General features: G+C 59.7%; 25 protein-coding genes. 11 read left to right on the forward strand and 14 right to left on the reverse strand.

Features of this window, described 5'->3' with window-relative positions:
* Window positions 1-51: 51 nt before the first annotated feature.
* The 3 genes from cysN to AC1DKH_RS09070 form a co-directional block, all read right to left on the reverse strand.
* Window positions 52-1,950, reverse strand: coding sequence for a sulfate adenylyltransferase subunit CysN (gene cysN, locus AC1DKH_RS09060; RefSeq protein WP_477755362.1), 1,899 nt, complete (start codon window positions 1,948-1,950; stop codon window positions 52-54).
* Between the two features lie 9 nt (window positions 1,951-1,959).
* A complete protein-coding gene (cysD, locus tag AC1DKH_RS09065; RefSeq protein ID WP_008008639.1) occupies window positions 1,960-2,877 on the reverse strand; it encodes a sulfate adenylyltransferase subunit CysD in 918 nt (305 codons plus the stop codon).
* A gap of 209 nt (window positions 2,878-3,086) precedes the next feature.
* Window positions 3,087-3,845 (reverse strand): Nif3-like dinuclear metal center hexameric protein, encoded by a 759-nt coding sequence (locus AC1DKH_RS09070; RefSeq protein WP_477753423.1) that lies wholly within the window; start codon window positions 3,843-3,845, stop codon window positions 3,087-3,089.
* A 103-nt stretch (window positions 3,846-3,948) separates the two neighbouring features.
* Between AC1DKH_RS09070 and algW the strand changes: the two genes are divergently transcribed.
* Window positions 3,949-5,109, forward strand: coding sequence for a Do family serine endopeptidase AlgW (gene algW / locus AC1DKH_RS09075; protein ID WP_223455591.1), 1,161 nt, complete (start codon window positions 3,949-3,951; stop codon window positions 5,107-5,109).
* A 116-nt stretch (window positions 5,110-5,225) separates the two neighbouring features.
* On the opposite strand, the gene hisC is transcribed toward algW, so the two are convergent.
* The 10 genes from hisC to AC1DKH_RS09125 all read right to left on the reverse strand — a co-directional run bounded on the left by hisC (window position 5,226) and on the right by AC1DKH_RS09125 (window position 13,176).
* Window positions 5,226-6,278 carry a histidinol-phosphate transaminase gene (gene hisC, locus AC1DKH_RS09080; protein ID WP_477797996.1) on the reverse strand — a complete coding sequence of 351 codons (1,053 nt, stop codon included), beginning with the start codon at window positions 6,276-6,278 and terminating at the stop codon, window positions 5,226-5,228.
* A gap of 2 nt (window positions 6,279-6,280) precedes the next feature.
* Entirely contained in the window at window positions 6,281-7,606 is a 1,326-nt protein-coding gene (gene hisD / locus AC1DKH_RS09085) for a histidinol dehydrogenase (RefSeq protein WP_477797997.1), read from the reverse strand.
* Window positions 7,607-7,732: 126 nt separating this feature from the next.
* Window positions 7,733-8,368: an ATP phosphoribosyltransferase gene (gene hisG / locus AC1DKH_RS09090; protein ID WP_150754381.1), complete on the reverse strand. Its 636-nt coding sequence runs from the start codon at window positions 8,366-8,368 to the stop codon at window positions 7,733-7,735.
* Between the two features lie 125 nt (window positions 8,369-8,493).
* The gene (murA, locus tag AC1DKH_RS09095) at window positions 8,494-9,759 is read right to left on the reverse strand and encodes a UDP-N-acetylglucosamine 1-carboxyvinyltransferase (protein ID WP_223455589.1); all 1,266 of its coding nucleotides are present in this window, start codon (window positions 9,757-9,759) and stop codon (window positions 8,494-8,496) included.
* Between the two features lie 22 nt (window positions 9,760-9,781).
* Window positions 9,782-10,021: a BolA family protein gene (locus tag AC1DKH_RS09100; RefSeq protein ID WP_105340088.1), complete on the reverse strand. Its 240-nt coding sequence runs from the start codon at window positions 10,019-10,021 to the stop codon at window positions 9,782-9,784.
* Between the two features lie 114 nt (window positions 10,022-10,135).
* Window positions 10,136-10,441, reverse strand: coding sequence for an STAS domain-containing protein (locus AC1DKH_RS09105; RefSeq protein ID WP_477797998.1), 306 nt, complete (start codon window positions 10,439-10,441; stop codon window positions 10,136-10,138).
* Window positions 10,438-11,091, reverse strand: a complete 654-nt coding sequence (locus AC1DKH_RS09110; protein ID WP_477753417.1) for an MlaC/ttg2D family ABC transporter substrate-binding protein — start codon at window positions 11,089-11,091, stop codon at window positions 10,438-10,440. Before AC1DKH_RS09110 ends, AC1DKH_RS09105 begins: the two co-directional genes overlap by 4 nt.
* 11 nt (window positions 11,092-11,102) lie before the next feature.
* Window positions 11,103-11,570, reverse strand: a complete 468-nt coding sequence (gene mlaD, locus AC1DKH_RS09115; protein ID WP_056728368.1) for an outer membrane lipid asymmetry maintenance protein MlaD — start codon at window positions 11,568-11,570, stop codon at window positions 11,103-11,105.
* The gene (gene mlaE / locus AC1DKH_RS09120) at window positions 11,570-12,367 is read right to left on the reverse strand and encodes a lipid asymmetry maintenance ABC transporter permease subunit MlaE (RefSeq protein WP_223546373.1); all 798 of its coding nucleotides are present in this window, start codon (window positions 12,365-12,367) and stop codon (window positions 11,570-11,572) included. The genes mlaD and mlaE overlap by 1 nt, the downstream gene beginning before the upstream one ends.
* Window positions 12,367-13,176 carry an ATP-binding cassette domain-containing protein gene (locus tag AC1DKH_RS09125; RefSeq protein ID WP_477759871.1) on the reverse strand — a complete coding sequence of 270 codons (810 nt, stop codon included), beginning with the start codon at window positions 13,174-13,176 and terminating at the stop codon, window positions 12,367-12,369. The genes mlaE and AC1DKH_RS09125 overlap by 1 nt, the downstream gene beginning before the upstream one ends.
* A gap of 276 nt (window positions 13,177-13,452) precedes the next feature.
* Between AC1DKH_RS09125 and AC1DKH_RS09130 the strand changes: the two genes are divergently transcribed.
* From AC1DKH_RS09130 to AC1DKH_RS09175, 10 genes are all read left to right on the forward strand, one after another.
* On the forward strand, window positions 13,453-14,427 hold the full coding sequence (locus tag AC1DKH_RS09130) for a KpsF/GutQ family sugar-phosphate isomerase (protein ID WP_477763219.1): 975 nt from the start codon (window positions 13,453-13,455) through the stop codon (window positions 14,425-14,427).
* Window positions 14,427-14,951 (forward strand): KdsC family phosphatase, encoded by a 525-nt coding sequence (locus AC1DKH_RS09135; RefSeq protein ID WP_008018712.1) that lies wholly within the window; start codon window positions 14,427-14,429, stop codon window positions 14,949-14,951. Before AC1DKH_RS09130 ends, AC1DKH_RS09135 begins: the two co-directional genes overlap by 1 nt.
* 7 nt (window positions 14,952-14,958) lie before the next feature.
* Entirely contained in the window at window positions 14,959-15,531 is a 573-nt protein-coding gene (gene lptC, locus AC1DKH_RS09140; RefSeq protein ID WP_477753414.1) for an LPS export ABC transporter periplasmic protein LptC, read from the forward strand.
* Window positions 15,518-16,066, forward strand: coding sequence for a lipopolysaccharide transport periplasmic protein LptA (lptA, locus tag AC1DKH_RS09145; RefSeq protein ID WP_477753413.1), 549 nt, complete (start codon window positions 15,518-15,520; stop codon window positions 16,064-16,066). The genes lptC and lptA overlap by 14 nt, the downstream gene beginning before the upstream one ends.
* Complete coding sequence (lptB, locus tag AC1DKH_RS09150; RefSeq protein ID WP_477753412.1) at window positions 16,066-16,791, forward strand: LPS export ABC transporter ATP-binding protein; 726 nt, start codon at window positions 16,066-16,068, stop codon at window positions 16,789-16,791. Before lptA ends, lptB begins: the two co-directional genes overlap by 1 nt.
* Before the next feature lie 183 nt (window positions 16,792-16,974).
* Window positions 16,975-18,468 (forward strand): RNA polymerase factor sigma-54, encoded by a 1,494-nt coding sequence (locus AC1DKH_RS09155; protein WP_477753411.1) that lies wholly within the window; start codon window positions 16,975-16,977, stop codon window positions 18,466-18,468.
* Between the two features lie 74 nt (window positions 18,469-18,542).
* Window positions 18,543-18,851, forward strand: coding sequence for a ribosome hibernation-promoting factor, HPF/YfiA family (gene hpf, locus AC1DKH_RS09160; RefSeq protein WP_007941242.1), 309 nt, complete (start codon window positions 18,543-18,545; stop codon window positions 18,849-18,851).
* Between the two features lie 12 nt (window positions 18,852-18,863).
* On the forward strand, window positions 18,864-19,328 hold the full coding sequence (ptsN, locus tag AC1DKH_RS09165) for a PTS IIA-like nitrogen regulatory protein PtsN (RefSeq protein WP_150718657.1): 465 nt from the start codon (window positions 18,864-18,866) through the stop codon (window positions 19,326-19,328).
* Between the two features lie 2 nt (window positions 19,329-19,330).
* Entirely contained in the window at window positions 19,331-20,188 is an 858-nt protein-coding gene (gene rapZ, locus AC1DKH_RS09170; RefSeq protein ID WP_477797999.1) for an RNase adapter RapZ, read from the forward strand.
* A 15-nt stretch (window positions 20,189-20,203) separates the two neighbouring features.
* Complete coding sequence (locus AC1DKH_RS09175; RefSeq protein WP_008046141.1) at window positions 20,204-20,479, forward strand: HPr family phosphocarrier protein; 276 nt, start codon at window positions 20,204-20,206, stop codon at window positions 20,477-20,479.
* Window positions 20,480-20,541: 62 nt separating this feature from the next.
* Here the strand turns inward: AC1DKH_RS09175 and pmbA are convergent, their stop codons facing one another.
* A complete protein-coding gene (gene pmbA / locus AC1DKH_RS09180) occupies window positions 20,542-21,888 on the reverse strand; it encodes a metalloprotease PmbA (RefSeq protein ID WP_008018721.1) in 1,347 nt (448 codons plus the stop codon).
* Window positions 21,889-21,996: the final 108 nt, after the last annotated feature.

Below are 21,996 nucleotides of genomic sequence, written 5' to 3' on the forward strand. Positions count from 1 at the left end.
AAAACCCGCCGTTGATCACTCATTGGCGGGTTTTTCATTTGCGGCTAGCGCTTAGATCGCACCACGCTCACGCAGCAGACCCAGCACTTGCTTGACGCTTTCCTCCAGCGACACGGACTGGGTGTCGATCACCAGGTCGGCATCCAGCGGCACGTCGTACGGGAAGGACTCGCCCGGGATGTTATCCCCGGCCGCTGCGTACAAACCTTGCGGATCACGCTCGGCGCAGACTGTCGGCGAAGCCTGGACATAGACCGTCAGCAGACGCTCCTTGCCGATCAGTTCACGGGCCTGCTCACGACCTTCGGCGCTCGGCGCAACGAACGCTGCCAGGGTCAGCAGACCGGCTTCGTTGAACTGACGCGCGACGTGCGCGGCACGACGCCAGTTCTCGGTACGCCCGGCGCGGTCCTGTGGCAGACCTTTGTTCAGGTCGTGACGCAGGTTCTGGCCATCGAGCACGAACACTGCTCGGCCCAGGTCGAACAGCTTGCGTTCAACCGCGTAGGCCAGCGTGCTTTTGCCCGCGCCGGACAAGCCGCTGAACAACACGGTGGCCGGTTGCTGGCCGAAGCGCTGGGCGCGTTCTTCGGTGGCGACGTGCGCGAGTTTGCCGTGATGCGTGCTACTGCCGTGCGCCACTGGTTGAGCGATGATCATGCCGGCGGCGACGGTGCCATTGGTCAAACGATCGATGACGATGAACGAACCGGTGGTGCGGTTGCTCGCGTAACCGTCCAGCGCGATGGCTGCATCGAGGCTGATCTTGACCCGACCGATCTCGTTCAGCTGCAAGGCACTGGCAGGGCCTTCTTCCAGGGTGTTCACGTCAACGCGGTTGACAATGCTGGTGATCGAACCCGGCACGTACGTCGTAGCGCGCTTGATGTCGTATTTCTTGCCCGGCAGCATCGGCTCTTCGGCCATCCACACCAGCATGGCATCGAAGCCGTCAGTCACTTGCGGCTGGTTGTCGGCATGCACCAGCAAGTCGCCGCGGGAGATATCGATCTCGTCTTCCATGGTCAGCGTCACCGCTTGACCCGGACCTGCATGCTCCAGCTCACCTTCGAAGGTGACGATGGATTTCACGCGACTGCTCTTGCCCGACGGCAGCACCACGACTTCGTCGCCCTTGTGCACGACGCCACTGGCCAGGGTGCCGGCGAAACCACGGAAGTTCAGGTTCGGACGGTTGACGTACTGCACCGGGAAACGCAGGTCGGTGTAGTTGCGGTCGCTGGCGATTTCGACGGTTTCGAGGATTTCCATCAGCGACTGGCCGGTGTACCACGGCGAGCGCTCGGACTTGTTCACTACGTTGTCGCCCTTGAGCGCCGACATCGGTACGAACGCCATGGTGGTCGGCTTGAAGGCGATGCCTTCGGCGAACTTCAGGTAATCGGCCTTGATCGACTCGAACACGTTTTCGTCGAAGCCGTTGAGGTCCATCTTGTTGATGGCGACAACGATGTGCTTGATGCCCAGCAACGAGGCAATGAAGCTGTGGCGACGGGTCTGGGTTTGCACGCCGTAACGGGCGTCGACCAGGATGATCGCCAGGTCACAGGTGGATGCACCGGTGGCCATGTTGCGGGTGTACTGCTCATGGCCGGGAGTATCGGCGATGATGAATTTGCGTTTGGCGGTGGAGAAATAGCGGTAGGCGACATCAATGGTGATGCCTTGCTCACGCTCGGCCTGCAAGCCATCGACCAGCAACGCCAGGTCGATATCTTCACCGGTGGTGCCGACTTTTTTCGAGTCGCGGGTGATGGCTTCCAGATGATCTTCGTAGATCATTTTGGAGTCGTGCAGCAGACGCCCGATCAGGGTGCTCTTGCCGTCATCGACGTTGCCACAGGTAAGAAAGCGCAGCATTTCCTTGCGTTCGTGCTGGCCCAGATAGGCGAGGATGTCCTCGCTGATCAAATCAGATGCGTGCGACATGACAACCCCTTAGAAATAACCCTGACGTTTCTTTTCTTCCATCGAGCCTGCGCCATCGTGATCGATGACCCGGCCCTGGCGTTCGGAAGTTCGCGTCAGGAGCATTTCCTGAATGATGTCGGTCAGGCTGGTGGCCTCGGACTCGACCGCACCGGTCAACGGGTAGTCACCCAGTGTGCGGAAACGGACCTTCTTCTTGACGATGCGCGCCTTGTCTTCATCGCTCAGGTGATTGAGCAGGCGTTCGTCGTCGATCATGATCCAGGTGCCATTCATCTCGATGACGTCGCGCTCGGCGGCGAAATACAGCGGCACGATCGGGATGCCTTCGAGGTAGATGTACTGCCAGATGTCCAGTTCGGTCCAGTTCGACAACGGGAACACGCGGATCGATTCGCCCTTGTTGACCTTGCCGTTGTAGACGTTCCACAGCTCGGGACGCTGGTTTTTCGGGTCCCAGCGGTGCTTGGTATCGCGGAAGGAATACACGCGCTCTTTGGCACGGGACTTCTCTTCGTCACGACGGGCACCACCGAAAGCAGCATCGAAACCGTACTTGTCGAGGGCCTGCTTGAGGCCTTCGGTTTTCATGATATCGGTGTGCTTGGCACTGCCGTGGGTCAGCGGGTTGATGCCCTGCGCAACACCCTCGGGATTCACGTGCACCAGCAGGTCAAGGCCCAGTTCTTCGACCATGCGGTCGCGGAACGCGTACATTTCCTTGAACTTCCACTGGGTGTCGACGTGCATCACCGGGAACGGCAGTTTGCCCGGGAAGAATGCCTTGCGCGCAAGGTGCAGCATCACGGCGGAGTCTTTACCGACGGAGTACAGCATCACCGGGTTATCGAACTCGGCGGCGACCTCGCGGATGATGTGGATGCTTTCGGCCTCCAGCTGTTTCAGATGCGTCAGTTTGTCGACCATGGCTACTCACGAAAACGATCTTATGGACGGCCAGCGGGCCGTGTTCGAGCGGGGAATCCTAGCACAGCGACCTCTTCTAATCAGGACGCCAACTAGATCGAAAGAGCATATGAATATGCCTGCCTGTTTGGGCTGTGGAACTGCGAACTCTTCCTTGTAGGAGCTGCCGGAGGCAGCTCCTACAAAAGCGATCACATTGCAGTCGGAAATCAAATCGGATTCGGGCAATCGATGAAGATGTGTTCCAGCGCAAAGCGCCGCGCCAGATAATCCCCCAGCGCCTGAACGCCGTAGCGCTCGGTGGCATGGTGACCGGCGGCGATGAAGCTGATGTCGTTTTCCCGGGCGCTGTGGAAGGTTTGCTCGGAAGCCTCGCCGCTGAGGTACAGATCGACGCCTGCCAGTATGGCCTGATCGATGTAACCCTGGCCACCACCGGTGCACCAGCCGACGCGGCGGATCATCGCGCTGCCTTCGATCAACAGCGGCTCACGGCCCATGACTTCCTTGACGCGGCGGGCGAAATCCCGGGGCGTCATCGGCTCATTCAGCGAGCCGACCAGGCCGACAATCTTCAGATTGTCCGGGTCCAGCGGGCCTTCGACGGTGATGTCGAGTTGCCGCGCGAGCTGCACGTTATTGCCGACGTCCGGGTGCAGATCCAGCGGCAGGTGATAGGACAACAGGCTGATATCGTGCTTGAGCAGGGTCTTCAAGCGGCGCTGCTTCATGCCGGTGATGCACGGGTTCTCGCCCTTCCAGAAGTAGCCATGATGCACCAGCACCAGGTCGGCATTGGCCTCCACGGCCGCATCGAGCAAGGCCTGGCTGGCAGTGACGCCACTGACAATGCGCATCACTTGCGGACGGCCTTCGACCTGCAGGCCATTGGGACAGTAATCGGCGATTTTGGCGCTGTTTAGGTAACGGTCGGCTTCTTCGACCAGGGTGCTCAGGGCGACGGCCATAAAAGACTCCTAAATATCCCGTTCAGAGGCGCGTGCGGCCTCGTATAATGCGCGTCATTATGAGCGGTCTCATACCGCCTGCAACTCTCTCAGGAAGTGCTTAATGCTCAAGGCGCTGCGTTTTTCCGGCTGGCCGCTGCTGGCCGGCGTGCTTGTCGCTCTTTTGATAATCCAGCGTTACCCGCAGTGGGTCGGGCTTCCAAGCCTCGACGTCAATCTGCAACAAGCGCCGCAAACCACCAGTATGCAGCAGGGCCCGGTGTCTTATGCCGAAGCGGTATCCACCGCGGCGCCGTCGGTGGTGAACCTGTACACCACCAAAGTCATCAACAAACCCAACCATCCGTTGTTCGAAGATCCGCAGTTCCGTCGCTTCTTCGGCGATAACTCGCCCAAGCAGAAACGCATGGAATCGAGCCTCGGCTCCGGCGTGATCATGAGCCCGGAAGGCTACATCCTGACCAACAACCACGTGACCAGCGGCGCCGACCAGATCGTGGTGGCGCTCAAGGACGGCCGGGAAACCCTGGCGCGGGTGATCGGCAGCGATCCGGAGACTGATCTCGCGGTGCTGAAAATCGACCTGAAAAACCTGCCGTCGATCACTGTCGGGCGTTCCGACAACATCCGCATCGGCGACGTCGCGCTGGCCATCGGCAACCCGTTCGGCGTCGGCCAGACCGTAACCATGGGCATCATCAGCGCCACCGGTCGCAACCAACTGGGCCTGAACAATTACGAAGACTTCATCCAGACCGACGCCGCAATCAACCCCGGCAACTCCGGCGGTGCGCTGGTGGATGCCATCGGCAACCTGACCGGCATCAACACGGCGATCTTCTCCAAATCCGGCGGTTCCCAGGGCATCGGTTTCGCGATCCCGGTAAAGCTGGCGATGGAAGTGATGAAGTCGATCATCGAGCACGGCCAGGTGATTCGTGGCTGGCTGGGTATCGAAGTGCAGCCGCTGACCCAGGAATTGGCCGAATCGTTCGGCTTGTCCGGACGCCCGGGCATTGTAGTGGCGGGGATTTTCCGCGACGGTCCGGCACAGAAGGCCGGCCTGCAACTGGGTGATGTGATTCTTGCCATCGATGGCGAACCGGCCGGTGATGGCCGCCGCTCGATGAATCAGGTGGCGCGGATCAAGCCGACAGACAAGGTCGCGATCCAGGTGATGCGCAACGGCAAGGAACTCAAGCTGACAGCGGAAGTCGGCCTGCGTCCGCCGCCGGCTCCGGTCAAGGAAAAAGAAGAAGAGTAAGCGGCTGAGACAAGCCCCTGTAGGAGCGAGCTTGCTCGCGATGGTGTCTCAGATAAGTTTGTGGTGACTGACACACCTTCGCGAGCAAGCTCGCTCCTACAGGGGGCAGTGGTGGTTTACAGGTCGCCCAGGCCGTCGATCAGCGCCTGATTCTGCTCTGGCGTGCCGATGCTGATCCGCAGGAACTGGGCAATCCGCTGCTGCTTGAAGTGCCGGACGATCACGCCCTGCTCACGCAACTTGGCCGCAAGCCCCGCCGCATCGTGGCGGGGGTGACGGGCGAAAATGAAGTTCGCCGCCGATGGCAGCACTTCAAACCCCTTCTCCTCTAGCTGCGTAACGACCTTCTCGCGATTCTCGATCACCAACCGGCAGGTCTTGTCGAAATACTCGCGATCCTCGAACGCCGCGGCAGCGCCGACATTCGCCATGCGATCCAGCGGATAGGAGTTGAAGCTGTTCTTGATCCGCTCCAGCGCCTCGATCAGGTCCGGATGCCCGACCGCCAGCCCCACCCGCAGACCGGCCAGGGAACGGGACTTGGACAGGGTCTGGGTCACCAGCAGGTTCGGATAACGCTCGACCAGCGTGATTGCCGTCTCGCCGCCGAAGTCGATGTAGGCCTCGTCCACCACGACCACAGAATCCGGGCTGGCCTTGAGAATCTGCTCCACCGCCTCCAGCGCCAACAGGCAACCTGTAGGTGCGTTCGGGTTGGGGAAGATAATCCCGCCGTTCGGCCTGGCGTAGTCCGCCGGGTTGATCTGGAATTGCTCGTCCAGTGGCACGGCGTCGAACTTGATGCCGTACAACCCGCAGTAAACCGGATAGAAGCTGTAGCTGATGTCCGGGAACAGCAGCGGCTGATCGTGCTGCAGCAAACCGTGGAAGATGTGCGCCAGCACTTCATCGGAACCGTTGCCGAGGAACACCTGATTGCCTTGCACGCCGTAGTACCTGGCAACGGCCTGCTTGAGCAGATCGCTGTTCGGGTCCGGGTACAGACGCAGATTGTCATTCAGTTCGGTTTGCATCGCCGCAAGGGCTTTTGGCGATGGGCCGTACGGGTTTTCGTTGGTGTTGAGCTTCACCAGCTTTGCCAGCTTCGGCTGCTCACCCGGGACGTAAGGCACCAGATTCTTGACGAACGGGCTCCAGAATTTACTCATGTTCAGTTCCCCTTTTGTTCATCAACGATGCGGTATTCGGCGCTACGCGCGTGGGCGGTCAGCGACTCGCCACGGGCCAGCACGGAAGCGGTCTTGCCCAACTCGGACGCGCCCTGCTCGGAGCAGAAGATGATCGACGAGCGTTTCTGGAAGTCGTACACACCCAGCGGCGAGGAGAAACGCGCAGTGCCGGAGGTCGGCAATACGTGGTTCGGGCCGGCACAGTAGTCACCCAAGGCTTCGGACGTGTGACGGCCCATGAAGATCGCGCCGGCATGGCGGATTTTCGGCAGCCAGGCCTGTGGATCGGCAACGGACAATTCGAGGTGCTCCGGCGCGATGCGGTTGGCGACTTCGATGGCCTGTTCCATGTCGCGCACCTTGATCAGTGCACCACGGCCATTGATCGAGGTTTCAATGATCGCGGCGCGTTCCATGGTCGGCATCAGCTTGGCGATGCTGGCGGCGACCTTGTCGAGGAACTCGGCGTCGGGGCTGACCAGAATGGCCTGGGCGTCTTCGTCGTGCTCGGCTTGGGAGAAAAGATCCATGGCGATCCAGTCCGGATCGGTCTGGCCGTCGCACACCACAAGGATTTCCGAAGGGCCGGCGATCATGTCGATACCGACCTGGCCAAACACGTGGCGCTTGGCGGTGGCGACATAGATGTTGCCCGGGCCGACCACCTTGTCGACCTTCGGCACGCTTTCGGTGCCGTAAGCCAATGCGGCAACGGCTTGAGCGCCACCGATTGTGAACACGCGGTCGACACCGGCGATGCAGGCAGCGGCCAGCACCAGCTCGTTGATTTCACCGCGCGGGGTTGGCACCACCATGACCACTTCGGTGACGCCTGCAACCTTGGCCGGAATCGCGTTCATCAGCACCGACGACGGGTACGACGCCTTGCCGCCCGGCACGTACAGACCGGCGCGGTCCAGCGGCGTGACTTTCTGGCCCAGCACCGTGCCGTCGGCCTCGGTGTAGCTCCAGGAATCCTGCTTCTGTTTTTCGTGGTAGCTGCGCACTCGAGCCGCGGCGACTTCCAGCGCTTCGCGCTGCGGCACGGAGATACGGGTAAGTGCCAGTTCCAGACGCTCGCGCGGCAGGATCAGGTCGGCCATGGACTTCACGTCCAGGCCATCGAACTGGCGGGTAAAGTCCACCAGTGCCGCGTCGCCACGCTCACGCACGGCCTTGATGATGTCCAGCACCCGCTGATTGACCGAGTCGTCAGACACACTTTCCCAGCTCAGCAGATGATCCAGATGATGTGCGAAATCCGGGTCAGCAGCATTGAGTCGGCGAATTGCAGTCGGTGCGGTCATAGCGAGAGCCTCATAGGAATGGCAAAAACTCAGGCGCCCTAACTTAGCAGTCGTTTCCGCTTGGGCACCTGAGAATTCTGGCTATGAGGCGGATAGACGGGCGCGACTCAAGGTCGCGCAGGTAAATCAGCCGCGGTGTCGAGACTCCACTGCCTTGCGCAGGGTGTCGATCAACGCCTGGATACGGGCGTGCTGCATTTTCATGGATGCTTTGTTGACGATCAGCCGGGAACTGATGTCGGCAATGAAATCCTGGGGTTCCAGACCATTGGCGCGCAGGGTGTTACCGGTGTCGACCACGTCGATGATCTTGTCCGCCAGACCGATCAGCGGCGCCAGCTCCATCGAGCCGTACAGCTTGATGATGTCGACCTGACGTCCCTGTTCAGCGTAATAACGCTTGGCAACGTTGACGAACTTGGTGGCGATGCGCAGGCGGCCCTTGGGCTCGACCGCGCCAACCTTGCCGGCCGTCATCAACTTGCACTGGGCAATTTGCAGGTCCAGTGGCTCGTACAAGCCCTGGCCGCCATATTCCATCAGCACATCTTTACCGGCGACACCGAGGTCGGCAGCACCATGTTCGACATAGGTCGGAACATCGGTGGCACGCACGATCAGCAGGCGTACATCTTCCTGGGTCGTGGGAATGATCAGCTTGCGGCTCTTGTCCGGATTCTCGGTCGGCACGATGCCCGCTTCAGCCAGAAGCGGCAGGGTGTCGTCAAGGATGCGGCCCTTGGACAGTGCGATGGTCAACATGGGAAACGTCAGTCCTTATCAAGGTACTCATGCCCGGTCGCAAATGGCGCCGGACATACATCGAGCCGAAAACGGCCCGACTTCAACAAATCAACGGGCACGTCCTTATGCCCATGCAGCAGGTACTAGCCCGGAACGCGACGGATCTTGGCGCCCAGCATCTGCAGTTTTTCTTCGATGCACTCGTAGCCACGGTCTATGTGGTAGATGCGGTCGATCAGGGTGTCGCCGTCGGCGATCAGGGCCGAAATCACCAGGCTGGCCGAGGCACGCAGGTCGGTCGCCATCACTGGCGCGCCCTTGAGTTTTTCGGTGCCGGTGACGATCGCGGTGTTGCCCTCGACCTGGATCTTGGCGCCCATGCGGTGCAGCTCATAGACGTGCATGAAGCGGTTTTCGAAGATCGTCTCGATCACAGCACCGGTGCCTTCGGCAATGGCGTTGAGGGAGATGAACTGGGCCTGCATGTCGGTCGGGAACGCCGGGTACGGAGCGGTCCGCACGTTGACGGCTTTCGGCCGCTTGCCGTGCATGTTCAGCTCGATCCAGTCTTCGCCGCAGGTGATTTCGGCACCGGACTCACGGAGTTTTTCCAGAACGGCTTCGAGGATGGTCGGATCGGTGTCCTTGACCTTCACGCGGCCGCCGGTCACGGCAGCGGCAACCAGGTAGGTACCGGTTTCGATACGGTCCGGCATCACCTTGTAAGTGGTGGTGTGCAGACGCTCGACGCCGTCGATGGTGATGGTGTCGGTGCCGGCGCCGGAAACCTTGGCACCCATGGCGTTCAGGAAGTTCGCCAGGTCGACCACTTCAGGCTCGCGCGCGGCGTTAGCCAGGACGCTGCGGCCTTTGGCCAGTGCTGCGGCCATCATGATGTTTTCGGTACCGGTCACACTGACGGTATCGAAGAAGAAGTGCGCACCGCGCAGGCCGCCTTCAGGCGCCTTGGCCTTGATGTAGCCGCCTTCAACGTCGATGACTGCACCCATGGCTTCCAGGCCACGGATGTGCAGGTCAACCGGACGCGAACCGATGGCGCAACCGCCAGGCAAGGCGACTTCGGCTTCACCGAAACGGGCAACCATCGGGCCCAGCACCAGGATCGACGCACGCATGGTTTTAACCAGTTCGTACGGTGCGACCAGGGTCTTGATGGTGCGCGGGTCGATTTCGACGGAGAGTTTTTCGTCGATCACAGGCTCGATGCCCATGCGGCCGAACAGCTCGATCATGGTGGTGATGTCGTGCAGGTGCGGCAGGTTGGCCACGGTCACCGGGCCATCGCACAGCAAAGTGGCCGCCAGGATCGGCAGGGCAGAGTTCTTTGCCCCGGAGATGCGGATTTCGCCATCAAGACGAACGCCACCGGTAATAATCAATTTATCCATAAGAATCTCGACGCCCTTGGGCTCAGGTGCGCTCGGCCCAGGCCGCGCTGCTGAAAAATTTCATAGTCACCGCGTGGATGCTGCCATCAGCGATCCATGGGTTCAAATGGGCATAGATGCTCTGCTGACGCTTCACCGGGCTCAATGCCGCCAGTTCATCGCTAATCACGTTCAGCTGGAAATTGCAGCCTTCGCCCTCAACTTCTATCTGAGTTCCGGGCAGCTTTCCTTCAAGGAAGCTCTTCACTTCTACGGCCTGCATGCTCAACCTCATTCGGCGCCCTGTGCGCGCGGGTCGGACATCATACAAAAAAGCCCCGCGCCTGCGAACCCCGCCAAACAGGACTCGGACGGGGGGCTTCTTTATAGATGCGTGTCAGGGGTGCGCCAACAGCTCGGTCAGCTCGCTGACCTGAGCAATTTCACGCATGTCATCCGGCATTCCGCGGATACTCAGGGCCTTGCCGGCCGCCTGCGCATCGCGGATAAAGCACAGCAGCAACGACAAACCGACACTGCTGGACTTGGTCACCGTCGAGCAATCGACCACCAGCGCCACAGCCTTGCTGGCCTTGATCAGCGCCTTGCCCTGCTCGCGCAGGCCAGGGCCGGTGCGGTAATCCAGCACACCACTGAGTCGCAGCTCGCCCGCTTCGTCCATCTGGACTGCCGACTCACTCATTGGGCTGACTGCCCTGGCTTCTTGTCGGTGGCTTCCTTGGCCTTGGCGACTTCCCCGGCCCAACCATTGATGGTCTTGTCCAGGTCGTTGCCATTGCGTTGCATCGCATCGGCGAACTGATCGCGGAACAGCTTGCCGATGTTGATGCCATTGATGATCACGTTACGCAGTTTCCACTCGCCGTTGATCTTTTCCAGCGTGTAGGACACTGGATAGATCGCACCGCTGCTGCCCTTGACGGTCATGCCAACGGTGGTACGGTCGCCCGACTCGTCTTTGGCCGGATCAACGGTGATGCCCTGGTTGTTGTACTCCAGCAAGGCATTGCCATAGAACTGGAACAGACCCTTCTTGAAGTTTTCTTCGAAGGTCTTCATCTGCGCCGGGGATGCTTTCTTCGAGTATTTGACCGTCATGATGCTCTTGGAAATGCCCTCGGCATCCACGACCGGCCCGACGATGGTGTTCAGCGCCGCATAAAAGTCTTGCGGATCCTGCTTGTACTTTTCTTTGTTGGCCGCCAGATCGGCCAGCATCCGATTAGTGGTGTCCTGTACCAGATCGTGCGCGGAAGGCGCCGCCACGGCGTGGGACACCAACGGAAACACCGCGAGTATTACCAACAGGCCACGTCGCAAGGTAGAGATCATTTAACAGTTCCTCATTTAGCTTCTTTGCTAACGGTATTGAGCAGGAATTTACCGATCAGGTCTTCGAGCACCAGCGATGACTGCGTGTCATGGATGGTTCCACCATCCTTGAGCAGGGTATCTTCCCCGCCCACGCTGATACCGATGTACTTTTCGCCCAACAGGCCAGCGGTCAGGATAGATGCAGTAGAGTCCGCCGGAAGATTATCGATGCGTTTTTCCAACTGCATGGTCACCCGACCAGTAAAACTGTCGCGATCCAGATCGATGGCCGTGACCTTGCCGATGGTCACACCGGCCATGGTCACTTTAGCTCTGACCGTCAAACCGGCGATATTGTCGAAGTAGGCGTAAAGTTTATACGTATCGGTGCTCGGACTCGGGGACAGGCCACTGACCCGCAACGCCAACAAGAGCAAAGCCAGGATGCCAGCCAGCAAGAAAAGGCCGACACCGATTTCCAGGGTGCGGTTTTGCATCAGAAATCTCCAAACATCAAGGCGGTCAGAATAAAGTCCAGGCCGAGTACTGCCAACGAGGCATATACAACGGTCTTGGTAGTGGCACGACTGATCCCCTCGGAAGTGGGTTCGCAGTCATAGCCTTGGAATACGGCGATCCAGGTCACGACAAAGGCAAAGACGATACTTTTGATGATCCCGTTGAGCACATCGTCGGTGAACGTCACGCTGTTCTGCATGTTCGACCAGTAGGAACCTTCATAGACTCCCAGCCAGTCGACAGCTACCCACGAGCCGCCCCAGATACCCACCACGCTGAAAATCATCGCCAGCACCGGCAGGGAAATGAAACCGGCCCACAAGCGTGGCGCGATGATGTACTTGAGCGGGTCAACCCCGATCATTTCCAGGCTGGACAACTGCTCGGTGGACTTCATGTTGCCGATTTCGGCGGTCAACGCCGAACCTGCGCGCCCGGCGAACAGCAAGGCAGTCACCACCGGCCCCAGTTCACGCAGCAGCGTCAGGGCAACCATCTGCCCGACAGCCTGCTCCGAACCATAGCTGGAAAGAATGTTGAAGCCCTGCAGCGCCAGCACCATGCCGATGAACACCCCGGAGACCACAATGATCACCAGGGACATCACGCCCACCGAATGCAGCTGCTTGACCAGCAGCCCGAAGGCGCCACCGATACCGCCCCGGCCGAGCAAGGCATGGAACAGGAACAAGCTCGAACGCCCGAACACCGCCAGCGCATCGATGCCGGCCTGGCCGAAGCGGCGAACGCGTTCTATCAATGAAATTCTGCGCATCAGCGCTTCCCCAGAAGATCTGCGCGGTAATCCGTCGCTGGAAAGTGGTACGGGACCGGGCCGTCGGGTTCGCCGGTCATGAACTGACGAATGCGCGGTTCATCCGAGTTCATCAACTCGTCCGGCGTCCCCTCCCCCAGCACCTGACCATCGCCCACCACATAAATGTAATCGGCAATGCTCGCGGTCTCGGCCAGGTCATGGGACACCACGATGCTGGTGATGCCCAGCGCATCGTTGAGCAAACGAATCAGGCGCACCAGAACGCCCATTGCGATGGGGTCCTGGCCGACAAAGGGCTCGTCGTACATGAGGATCTGCGGGTCGAGCGCAATCGCCCGGGCCAGCGCAACACGGCGTTTCATGCCGCCGGAAAGCTCGTCGGGCATCAGGTCGATGGCACCGCGCAAGCCCACAGCCTGCAGCTTGAGCAGGACGATGTCGCGGATCATTTCATCCGGCAGTTGCGTATGGACCCGCAACGGAAAGGCGACGTTCTCGAAGACATCGAGGTCGGTGAACAGTGCGCCGCTCTGAAACAGCACGCCCATATGCTTGCGCGCATCGAACAGGTCGCTGCGCGACAGTTTTGGCAGATTCTGACCGTTGACCCAGACTTCGCCCCTGGTAGGCCGCAACTGGGCACCCATCAGACGCAAAAGCGTGGTCTTGCCACACCCGGAAGGCCCCATGATGCCGGTGACCTTGCCGCGCGGGATACGGATATCGACATTATTGAAAATGCTGCGCGCACCGCGCTTGAAGGACAGTCCCTTCAGCTCGACCGCGTAGGCGTTATCGGCACTCATCTAAACTCCTTGCGATGCAGCCTCTCACTCGGACGCCTGGCTTCCTGACGAAAGCACATACCTCCCGGGCAGGCCGAACTGGCGGCGAACTATATCACTGCAAAGGCTGCGCGCCCAAGGCCAAAGCCGGGGCAAGTTCAACTGCATGACGGGTTGAAAGCGCCATTTAGAAGGTTTCCCGCAACAGGTAATGACAATGCGCGACGAACTTGCGTGAGGGATTCGATCATTACCGTTATAATCGCCGACTTTTCATCAGGCTATACGATTTCTGACATGAGCCAATCCAGCGACCTGATTCAATCAGCACAACGCACCATCCGCCTCGAGGTAGAAGCCGTGCAAGGCCTGCTGCCCCATATCGATGCTGATTTCGTACGCGCTTGCGAGATGATTCTGGCCAGCAAGGGCCGCGTGGTCGTGGTCGGCATGGGCAAGTCGGGGCACATCGGCAACAAGATTGCCGCGACCCTGGCCAGCACCGGCACCACGGCATTTTTTGTGCACCCGGCAGAAGCCAGCCACGGCGACATGGGCATGATTACCCGCGACGACATCATTCTGGCGCTCTCGAATTCCGGCTCCACCAATGAAATCGTGACCCTGCTGCCGCTGATCAAGCGCCTGGGCATTCAATTGATCAGCATGACCGGCAATCCTGACTCCGCGCTGGCCAAGGCCGCCGAGGTCAACCTGAATGTTCACGTCGAGCACGAAGCCTGCCCGCTGAACCTGGCACCAACCTCGTCGACCACCGCCGCCCTGGTCATGGGCGACGCCCTGGCAGTCGCGCTGCTGGAAGCCCGTGGCTTTACCGCCGAAGACTTCGCCTTTTCCCATCCCGGTGGTGCCCTGGGCCGACGCCTGCTGCTGAAAGTGGAAAATGTCATGCACGCAGGCCAGGAACTGCCGCAGGTCCAGCGCGGCACCCTGCTCAAGGATGCCCTGATGGAAATGACCCGCAAGGGCCTGGGCATGACCGTCATTCTGGAAGCCGACGGCAAACTGGCCGGAATCTTCACCGACGGCGATTTGCGCCGCACACTGGACCGCAGTATCGACATCCACAACGCCATCATCGACCAGGTCATGACGGCCCATGGCAAGACCGCGCGCGCCGAGATGCTCGCTGCCGAAGCGCTGAAAATCATGGAAGACCATAAAATCAACGCATTGGTCGTGGTCGACAGCGAAGACCGCCCGGTCGGCGCCCTGAACATGCACGACTTGCTGCGTGCAGGAGTAATGTAATGAGTGCGGACCTGCTGCAACGCGGTAAACAGATCAAACTGGCGGTGTTCGATGTCGATGGCGTGCTGACCGACGGGCGCCTGTACTTCCTCGAAGACGGCAGCGAATTCAAGACGTTCAACACACTCGACGGCCAGGGCATCAAGATGCTGATGGCCGCCGGCGTGCAGACCGCCATCATCAGTGGCCGCAAGACTCCGGTGGTCGAGCGACGAGCCAAAAACCTCGGCATCCCGCATCTCTATCAGGGTCGTGAGGATAAACTGGTGGTACTCGACGAACTGCTGGCCCAACTCAACCTGAGCTATGAACAGGTGGCCTACCTCGGCGATGACCTGCCGGACCTGCCGGTGATTCGCCGCGTCGGCCTGGGCATGGCGGTGGCCAATGCCGCCAGCTTCGTGCGTGAACACGCTCACGGCATCACCCTCGCCCGTGGTGGTGAAGGTGCCGCTCGCGAATTCTGCGAACTGATCCTGCGCGCCCAGGACCGCCTCGATGCGGCCAATGCGGCGTACCTGTGAGCCCACTATGCTGAGCAAAAAGTTTCGCAACACCCTGATGTACAGTTGCATCGCGGCGATATTCGCCGCGGCTGGCTACTGGAACATCAGCCCGGAACGCTTCCTCGACAAGCCGGTAACGCCGGTCGATGAAAGCGCGATCGACTATTACGCCATCAACGCCCACAGCGTGCAGTACCTGCCGGACGGCAAGCTGCAATATGATCTGGTGTCCGACAAGGTCGAGCACCTGAAAGCGACCGAGGTGACATTGCTGACCAACCCCGACCTGAATGTGTTCCGCGGCACTGAATTTCCGTGGCACGTCCAGAGCCTGCACGGCGAGGTCAACCCTGATGGCACACAGGTCGAACTGATCGATGACGTGCGCATCACGCGCTTCGACGAGAAAAACCGTAAAACCCTGATCACCAGCACCCGCATGACCGTGTTCCCGCAGCAGCAATATGCGCAGACAGAGCAAGACGTTAGAATCGACGGCGCTGGCGGTGTATCGACTGGCAAGGGAATGAAGGCGTATTTGAAAGAAAGCAGGATACACCTGCTATCGAACGTAAGAGGACAGTATGAGGCTCGTTAAAACCCTCCCGATTTTGCTCAGTCTGGGCGCAGCACTGGGAAGCGTGAGCGCCTGGGCTCTGCCGGAAGATCAACAGCAGCCTATCCGCATTCAGGCCGACGATGCCCAACTGGACGACAAGCAAGGTATTGCCATCTATACCGGTGACGTGATCATTACCCAAGGTACGATGAAGGTTACCGGCAACAAGGTGACCATGACCCGCACCCCGAATGGCGACATCGACGTGGTTACCTCGGTGGGCAACCTGGCCTACTTCGAGCAACTGCAAACGGCGGGCGACACCAAACCCGTCCAGGGCTGGGGTGTGACCATCCAGTACCACGCAACGCAAAATCGCGTTGTGCTGATCGACAAGGCCAAAGTCATCGACAAGGACAACAACACCACCCAAGGTGAGAAAATCGTCTACGACACCGAGAAGAAGCTGGCCAGCGCCGGTCGCGCCACCGGCAGCAAGGTGACCGAGTCGCGTCCGCGTATCGACATGGTGATCCAGCCGAAGAAGAAAACCGACGAGAAAAAGGCCCAGTAATGGCAACTCTGAAAGCTCAGCATCTGGCCAAGAGCTACAAGAGCCGCCAGGTCGTGCGCGACGTCAGCCTGTCCATCGACAGCGGTCAGATCGTCGGCCTGCTTGGCCCGAACGGCGCCGGCAAGACCACCTGCTTCTACATGATCGTCGGTCTGGTGCAGGCCGACCAGGGCCGCGTCCTGATCGATGACCTGGACATCAGCCACCAGCCGATGCACGGCCGCGCAAAGGCTGGTATCGGCTACCTGCCGCAAGAAGCATCGATCTTCCGCAAACTGTCGGTGGCCGACAACATCATGGCCATCCTCGAGACCCGCAAGGAACTCGACAAGGCCGGTCGGCGCAAGGAACTGGAAAGCCTGCTGCAGGAATTCCACATCAGCCACATCCGCGACAACCTCGGCATGAGCCTGTCTGGTGGTGAGCGCCGTCGCGTGGAAATCGCCCGAGCCCTGGCCACCAACCCGAAATTCATCCTCCTCGACGAACCCTTCGCCGGCGTGGACCCGATTTCGGTCGGGGACATCAAGCAGATCATTCACCACCTCAAGGCCAAAGGCATTGGCGTGCTGATCACCGACCACAACGTTCGTGAAACCCTGGATATCTGCGAAACCGCCTACATCGTCAACGACGGCCAACTGATCGCCGAAGGCGACGCTGAAACCATCCTGGCCAACGACCTGGTGAAGGAAGTGTACCTGGGCCACGAATTCCGCCTGTAAGACACCGAGGTGCGAGACTGGTCGACGAGCGCTTGTCTCGATAAAAAACAACTCTTTTTTATTGTTACAGTGCTCTAGGCAAACACGACAGTTTCAGGCATATAATTTGCTTATGTTTGGCGCCCCGGCGCCCTGTAGTGGATGGCGCGTGTGCGCCGGCGAATAAGGTGTTAAGCCCCTGCCATGAAACCATCGCTAGTCTTGAGAATGGGCCAGCAGCTGACGATGACACCGCAGCTGCAACAGGCTATCCGCCTGCTCCAATTGTCGACCCTGGACCTGCAACAGGAAATCCAGGAGGCCCTGGAGTCCAATCCGATGCTCGAACGCCAGGAAGAAGGCGACGACTTCGATAACACCGACCCCTTGGCCGACAACGCCGAACAGAAGCCCAACACCGACATCCAGGAACCCTCCTACCAGGAAACCGCCCCGACGGTTGATAACCTCGATGAGGGTGACTGGAACGAGCGCATCCCCAACGAACTCCCCGTCGACACCGCGTGGGAAGACGTTTACCAGACCAGCGCCAGCAGCCTGCCCAGCAATGACGACGACGAGTGGGACTTCACCACCCGTACCTCGGCCGGCGAAAGCTTGCAAAGCCACTTGCTGTGGCAACTGAACCTGGCCCCGATGTCCGACACCGATCGCCTGATCGCCGTGACCCTGATCGACTGCATCAACAATCAGGGCTACCTGGACGAAACCCTCGAGGAAATCCTCGACGCCTTCGATCCGGAACTGGACATCGAACTGGACGAAATCGAAGCGGTCCTGCATCGCATCCAGCAATTCGAGCCCGCCGGCATCGGCGCCCGCAACCTGGGCGAATGCCTGCTGCTGCAATTGCGCCAGCTACCCGCCAAGACCCCTTGGCTGGCTGAGGCCAAGCGCCTGGTCACCGATTACATCGACTTGCTTGGCAGCCGCGACTATAGCCAACTGATGCGCCGCATGAAGCTCAAGGAAGATGAACTACGCCAGGTCATCGAGCTGGTCCAGAGCCTCAACCCGCGCCCGGGTTCGCAGATCGAGTCCACCGAAGCCGAGTATGTCGTTCCTGACGTTATCGTGCGCAAGGACAACGAGCGCTGGCTGGTGGAGCTGAATCAGGAGTCGGTGCCACGGCTGCGGGTCAACGCCCAGTACGCCGGTTTCGTGCGCCGCGCCGACACCAGCGCCGACAACACGTTCATGCGCAATCAGTTGCAGGAGGCCCGCTGGTTCATCAAGAGCCTGCAAAGCCGCAATGAAACCCTTATGAAGGTTGCCACCCAGATCGTCGAGCATCAGCGTGGTTTCCTCGAATATGGCGACGAAGCCATGAAGCCGTTGGTCCTGCATGACATCGCCGAAGCGGTCGGCATGCATGAGTCGACGATTTCACGGGTGACCACCCAGAAGTTCATGCACACCCCCCGGGGCATTTATGAACTGAAGTACTTTTTCTCCAGTCACGTCAGCACCTCCGAAGGCGGCGAATGCTCGTCCACGGCGATCCGCGCGATCATCAAAAAACTGGTTGCCGCGGAAAATCAGAAAAAGCCATTGAGTGACAGCAAGATCGCTGGTTTACTGGAGGCACAAGGCATTCAGGTGGCTCGCCGCACCGTCGCCAAGTACCGCGAATCCCTCGGGATCGCGCCTTCGAGCGAACGCAAGCGGTTGATGTAGAGCCACGCCACAGCGTTCCAGTGGCAGGCATTTCTGCCTGCCGCTTTATGCACTGGCAACGAAGGAGAAGCTGTATGCAAGTCAACATCAGTGGACACCAACTGGAAGTGACCGAACCTCTTCGCACCTACATCGGCGAAAAACTCGAACGATTGGAGCGACATTTCGACAAGATCACTAATGTGCAGGTCACGATGACCGTCGAAAAACTGAAGCAGAAAATCGAAGCCACGCTGCATATTCCCGGGAATGAAGTGGTCGCCAACGCGGAACATACCGATATGTACGCCGCGATCGACGCACTCACCGACAAGCTGGATAAACAACTCAAAAAGCATAAGGAAAAGACCCAGAGCCTCCTCCAGGGTGCAACCGGTCGTTAACACTCCCAACCCATGATCCGACTTGAAAGTATCCTGACCCCCGGCCGTTCCCTGGTGAACGTGCCGGGCGGCAGTAAAAAGAAAGCCCTCGAGCAAATTGCCAATCTGATCGCCCGCGAAGTGCCGGCCCTGGAGATGCAAGATGTCTTCGAGGCACTGATTGCCCGTGAAAAACTCGGCTCCACCGGTTTTGGCAACGGCATCGCTATTCCACACTGCCGTCTCAAGGGCTGTGTTTCACCCATCAGTGCATTGATGCACCTGGACGCCCCTATCGACTTCGACGCCATCGACGGCGCGCCGGTTGACTTGCTGTTCGTATTGCTGGTCCCGGAAGCCGCCACCGATGCGCACCTTGAGCTGCTGCGACAAATCGCCAGCATGCTCGACCGCAAGGAAGTTCGCGAAAAACTGCGTAATGCTGCAAGCAACGAAGCCCTGTATCAGGTTGTCCTGGACGAGCAAAACGGTCAGTAATCATGCGCTTGATCATCGTCAGTGGCCGTTCCGGCTCAGGTAAAAGTACCGCCCTCGACGTTCTTGAGGACAACGGCTACTACTGCATCGACAACCTGCCTGCCGGTCTGCTGCCGGAACTGGCCGAACGAGCCTTGATTCATACCGAGCTGCTACAGCCGCTGGTCGCCGTTTCCATTGATGCGCGCAACCTGCCCAGCCACCTGTCACGCTTCCCCGATCTGCTCGAAGAAGTCCGCAACCGCCACATCCAGTGCGATGTGCTGTACCTGGATGCCGACGAAGAAACCTTGCTCAAGCGCTTCTCGGAAACCCGCCGTCGTCACCCCCTGACCAACGCCAACCGCTCGCTGGCCGAAGCCATCAGCGTCGAGAGCGACCTGCTCGGGCCGATTGCCGACCTCGCCGATCTCAAGATCAACACCACCAGCCTGAACCTGTACCAGCTGCGCGACGCCATCAAACTGCGTCTGTTGAATCAGCCCGAGCCGGGCACTGCGTTCCTGGTGGAATCCTTCGGGTTCAAGCGTGGCATGCCGGTGGACGCCGACCTGGTGTTCGATGTGCGTTGCCTGCCCAACCCTTACTGGAAACCGGAATTGCGCGAGCAGTCCGGGCTCGATCAACCGGTTGCCGAATACCTGGCGGCACAGCCGGATGTCGAAGAGATGTTCCAGGACATTTCCACATACCTGCTAAAGTGGCTGCCTCGTTTTGCCGCCAGCAACCGCGCCTATGTCACCATTGCCATTGGCTGCACTGGCGGACATCACCGCTCCGTCTACCTGACCGAGCGTCTGGGGCAGGCGCTGCAAAAAACCCTGAAGAACGTCCAGGTTCGCCACCGCGACCTCAGCTAAAGGATTCACATCGCGATGCCTGCTCTGGAAATCGAAATCATCAACAAGCTGGGCCTGCATGCCCGTGCTTCTGCAAAATTCGTCGGGGTCGCCGGCCAGTTCAAGGACTGCACGATCAGGGTAGGACGCACACCTGAATCCACAGTAGATGGTAAAAGCATCATGGCCATGATGATGCTCGCTGCCGGTAAGGGCACCAAAATCCATCTGAGCACGGAAGGCGAGCAGGAAAAGGAAGCGATGGACGCGCTGGTAGCCTTGATCAATAACTACTTCGACGAAGGCGAATAAACATCAAAAGAAAGGCGCGCCACCCATTGGGTGGCGCGCCTTTTTTATGCAACGGTCTGAGCTTAGCTGCCCGCCACCGTCATCCGCTCGATCAACACCGAACCAGTGCGAATGTTGCTGCGCAGTTCCAGGTCGTTACCCACGGCAACGATCTGTTTGAACATATCGCGCATGTTGCCGGCGATGGTCACTTCCTGGACCGCGAACTGGATTTCGCCGTTCTCGACCCAGTAACCCGCTGCGCCCCGGGAATAATCGCCGGTGACCATGTTCAGCCCCTGGCCCATCAACTCGGTGACCAACAGTCCGCGTCCCATGCGCCGCAGCAAGGCCGCCTGGTCTTCATCACCATGGGTGACGAACAGGTTGTGCACGCCGCCGGCGTTGGCCGTACTTGGCATGCCGAGCTTGCGGCCGGAGTAGGTACCGAGGATGTACGACACCAACTCGCCTTTTTCGACGAACGGTTTGGCGTAGGTTGCCAGGCCATCGCCATCGAACGCCGCGCTGCCCAAGGCTCGCATCAAGTGCGGACGTTCGTCGATGGTCAGCCACTCCGGAAACAGCTTCTGGCCGAGAGTGCCCTCAAGGAACGAAGACTTGCGATACAGGCTGCCGCCGGAAATCGCCGACAGGAAACTGCCAAACAGGCCCCCGGCCAACTCTGCGGAAAACAGCACCGGCACCTCACAAGTCGGCACCGGACGCGCTCCCAGACGGCTCGCCGCCCGTTGCGCGGCACGCTGGCCGATGCTGACCGGATCGGCCAGCAGATTGCCCTGGCGGTTCACGTCGTACCAGTAATCGCGCTGCATCTGGCCGTCCGCTTCGGCGATCATCACGCAGCTCAAGCTGTGACGAGTCGATGCGTAACCACCGATAAACCCGTGGCTGTTGCCATAAACGCGGCAACCCTGATGGGTACTGAGAGTGGTGCCGTCAGCGTTCTTGATCCGGCTGTCGGCAGCAAACGCCGCGGCTTCACAGGCCAAGGCCTGTTCGATGGCTTGTTCCGGAGTGATGTCCCATTGGTGGAACAGGTCGAAATCCTGAATATCCCGCGCCATCAGCGCGGCATCCGCCAGGCCCGAGGCTTCGTCTTCCGAAGTGTGTTTGGCGATGGCCAGTGCCGCGGCGACGGTTTCGCGAATCGCTTCCGGACCACTGGCCGATGTGCTGGCCGAGCCTTTGCGCTGACCGACGTACAAGGTGATGCCAAAACCCTGATCGCGGTTGAATTCTACCGTTTCGACTTCACGCTGACGCACCGTGGTCGACAAGCCCTGCTCCAGTGACACCGCCACTTCACAGGCGCTGGCGCCCTGGCGCCTGGCTTCAGCGATGATCTGCTCGACTTGTTCCTGCAGTGCCGGCAACGCTTGTGGGCCGACGCTTTCAACTGCACTCATGCTGTTCTCCACTCAAATTCTGCTTTCGGTAACGGTCATCGAGCGACCGGGCCGGACAAGCGGCCCCCGACTGGTTATCATGGCGGCGTTTCTTTGCGGACGGCCACC

It is taken from the genome of Pseudomonas sp. 05L36 (assembly GCF_056398125.1).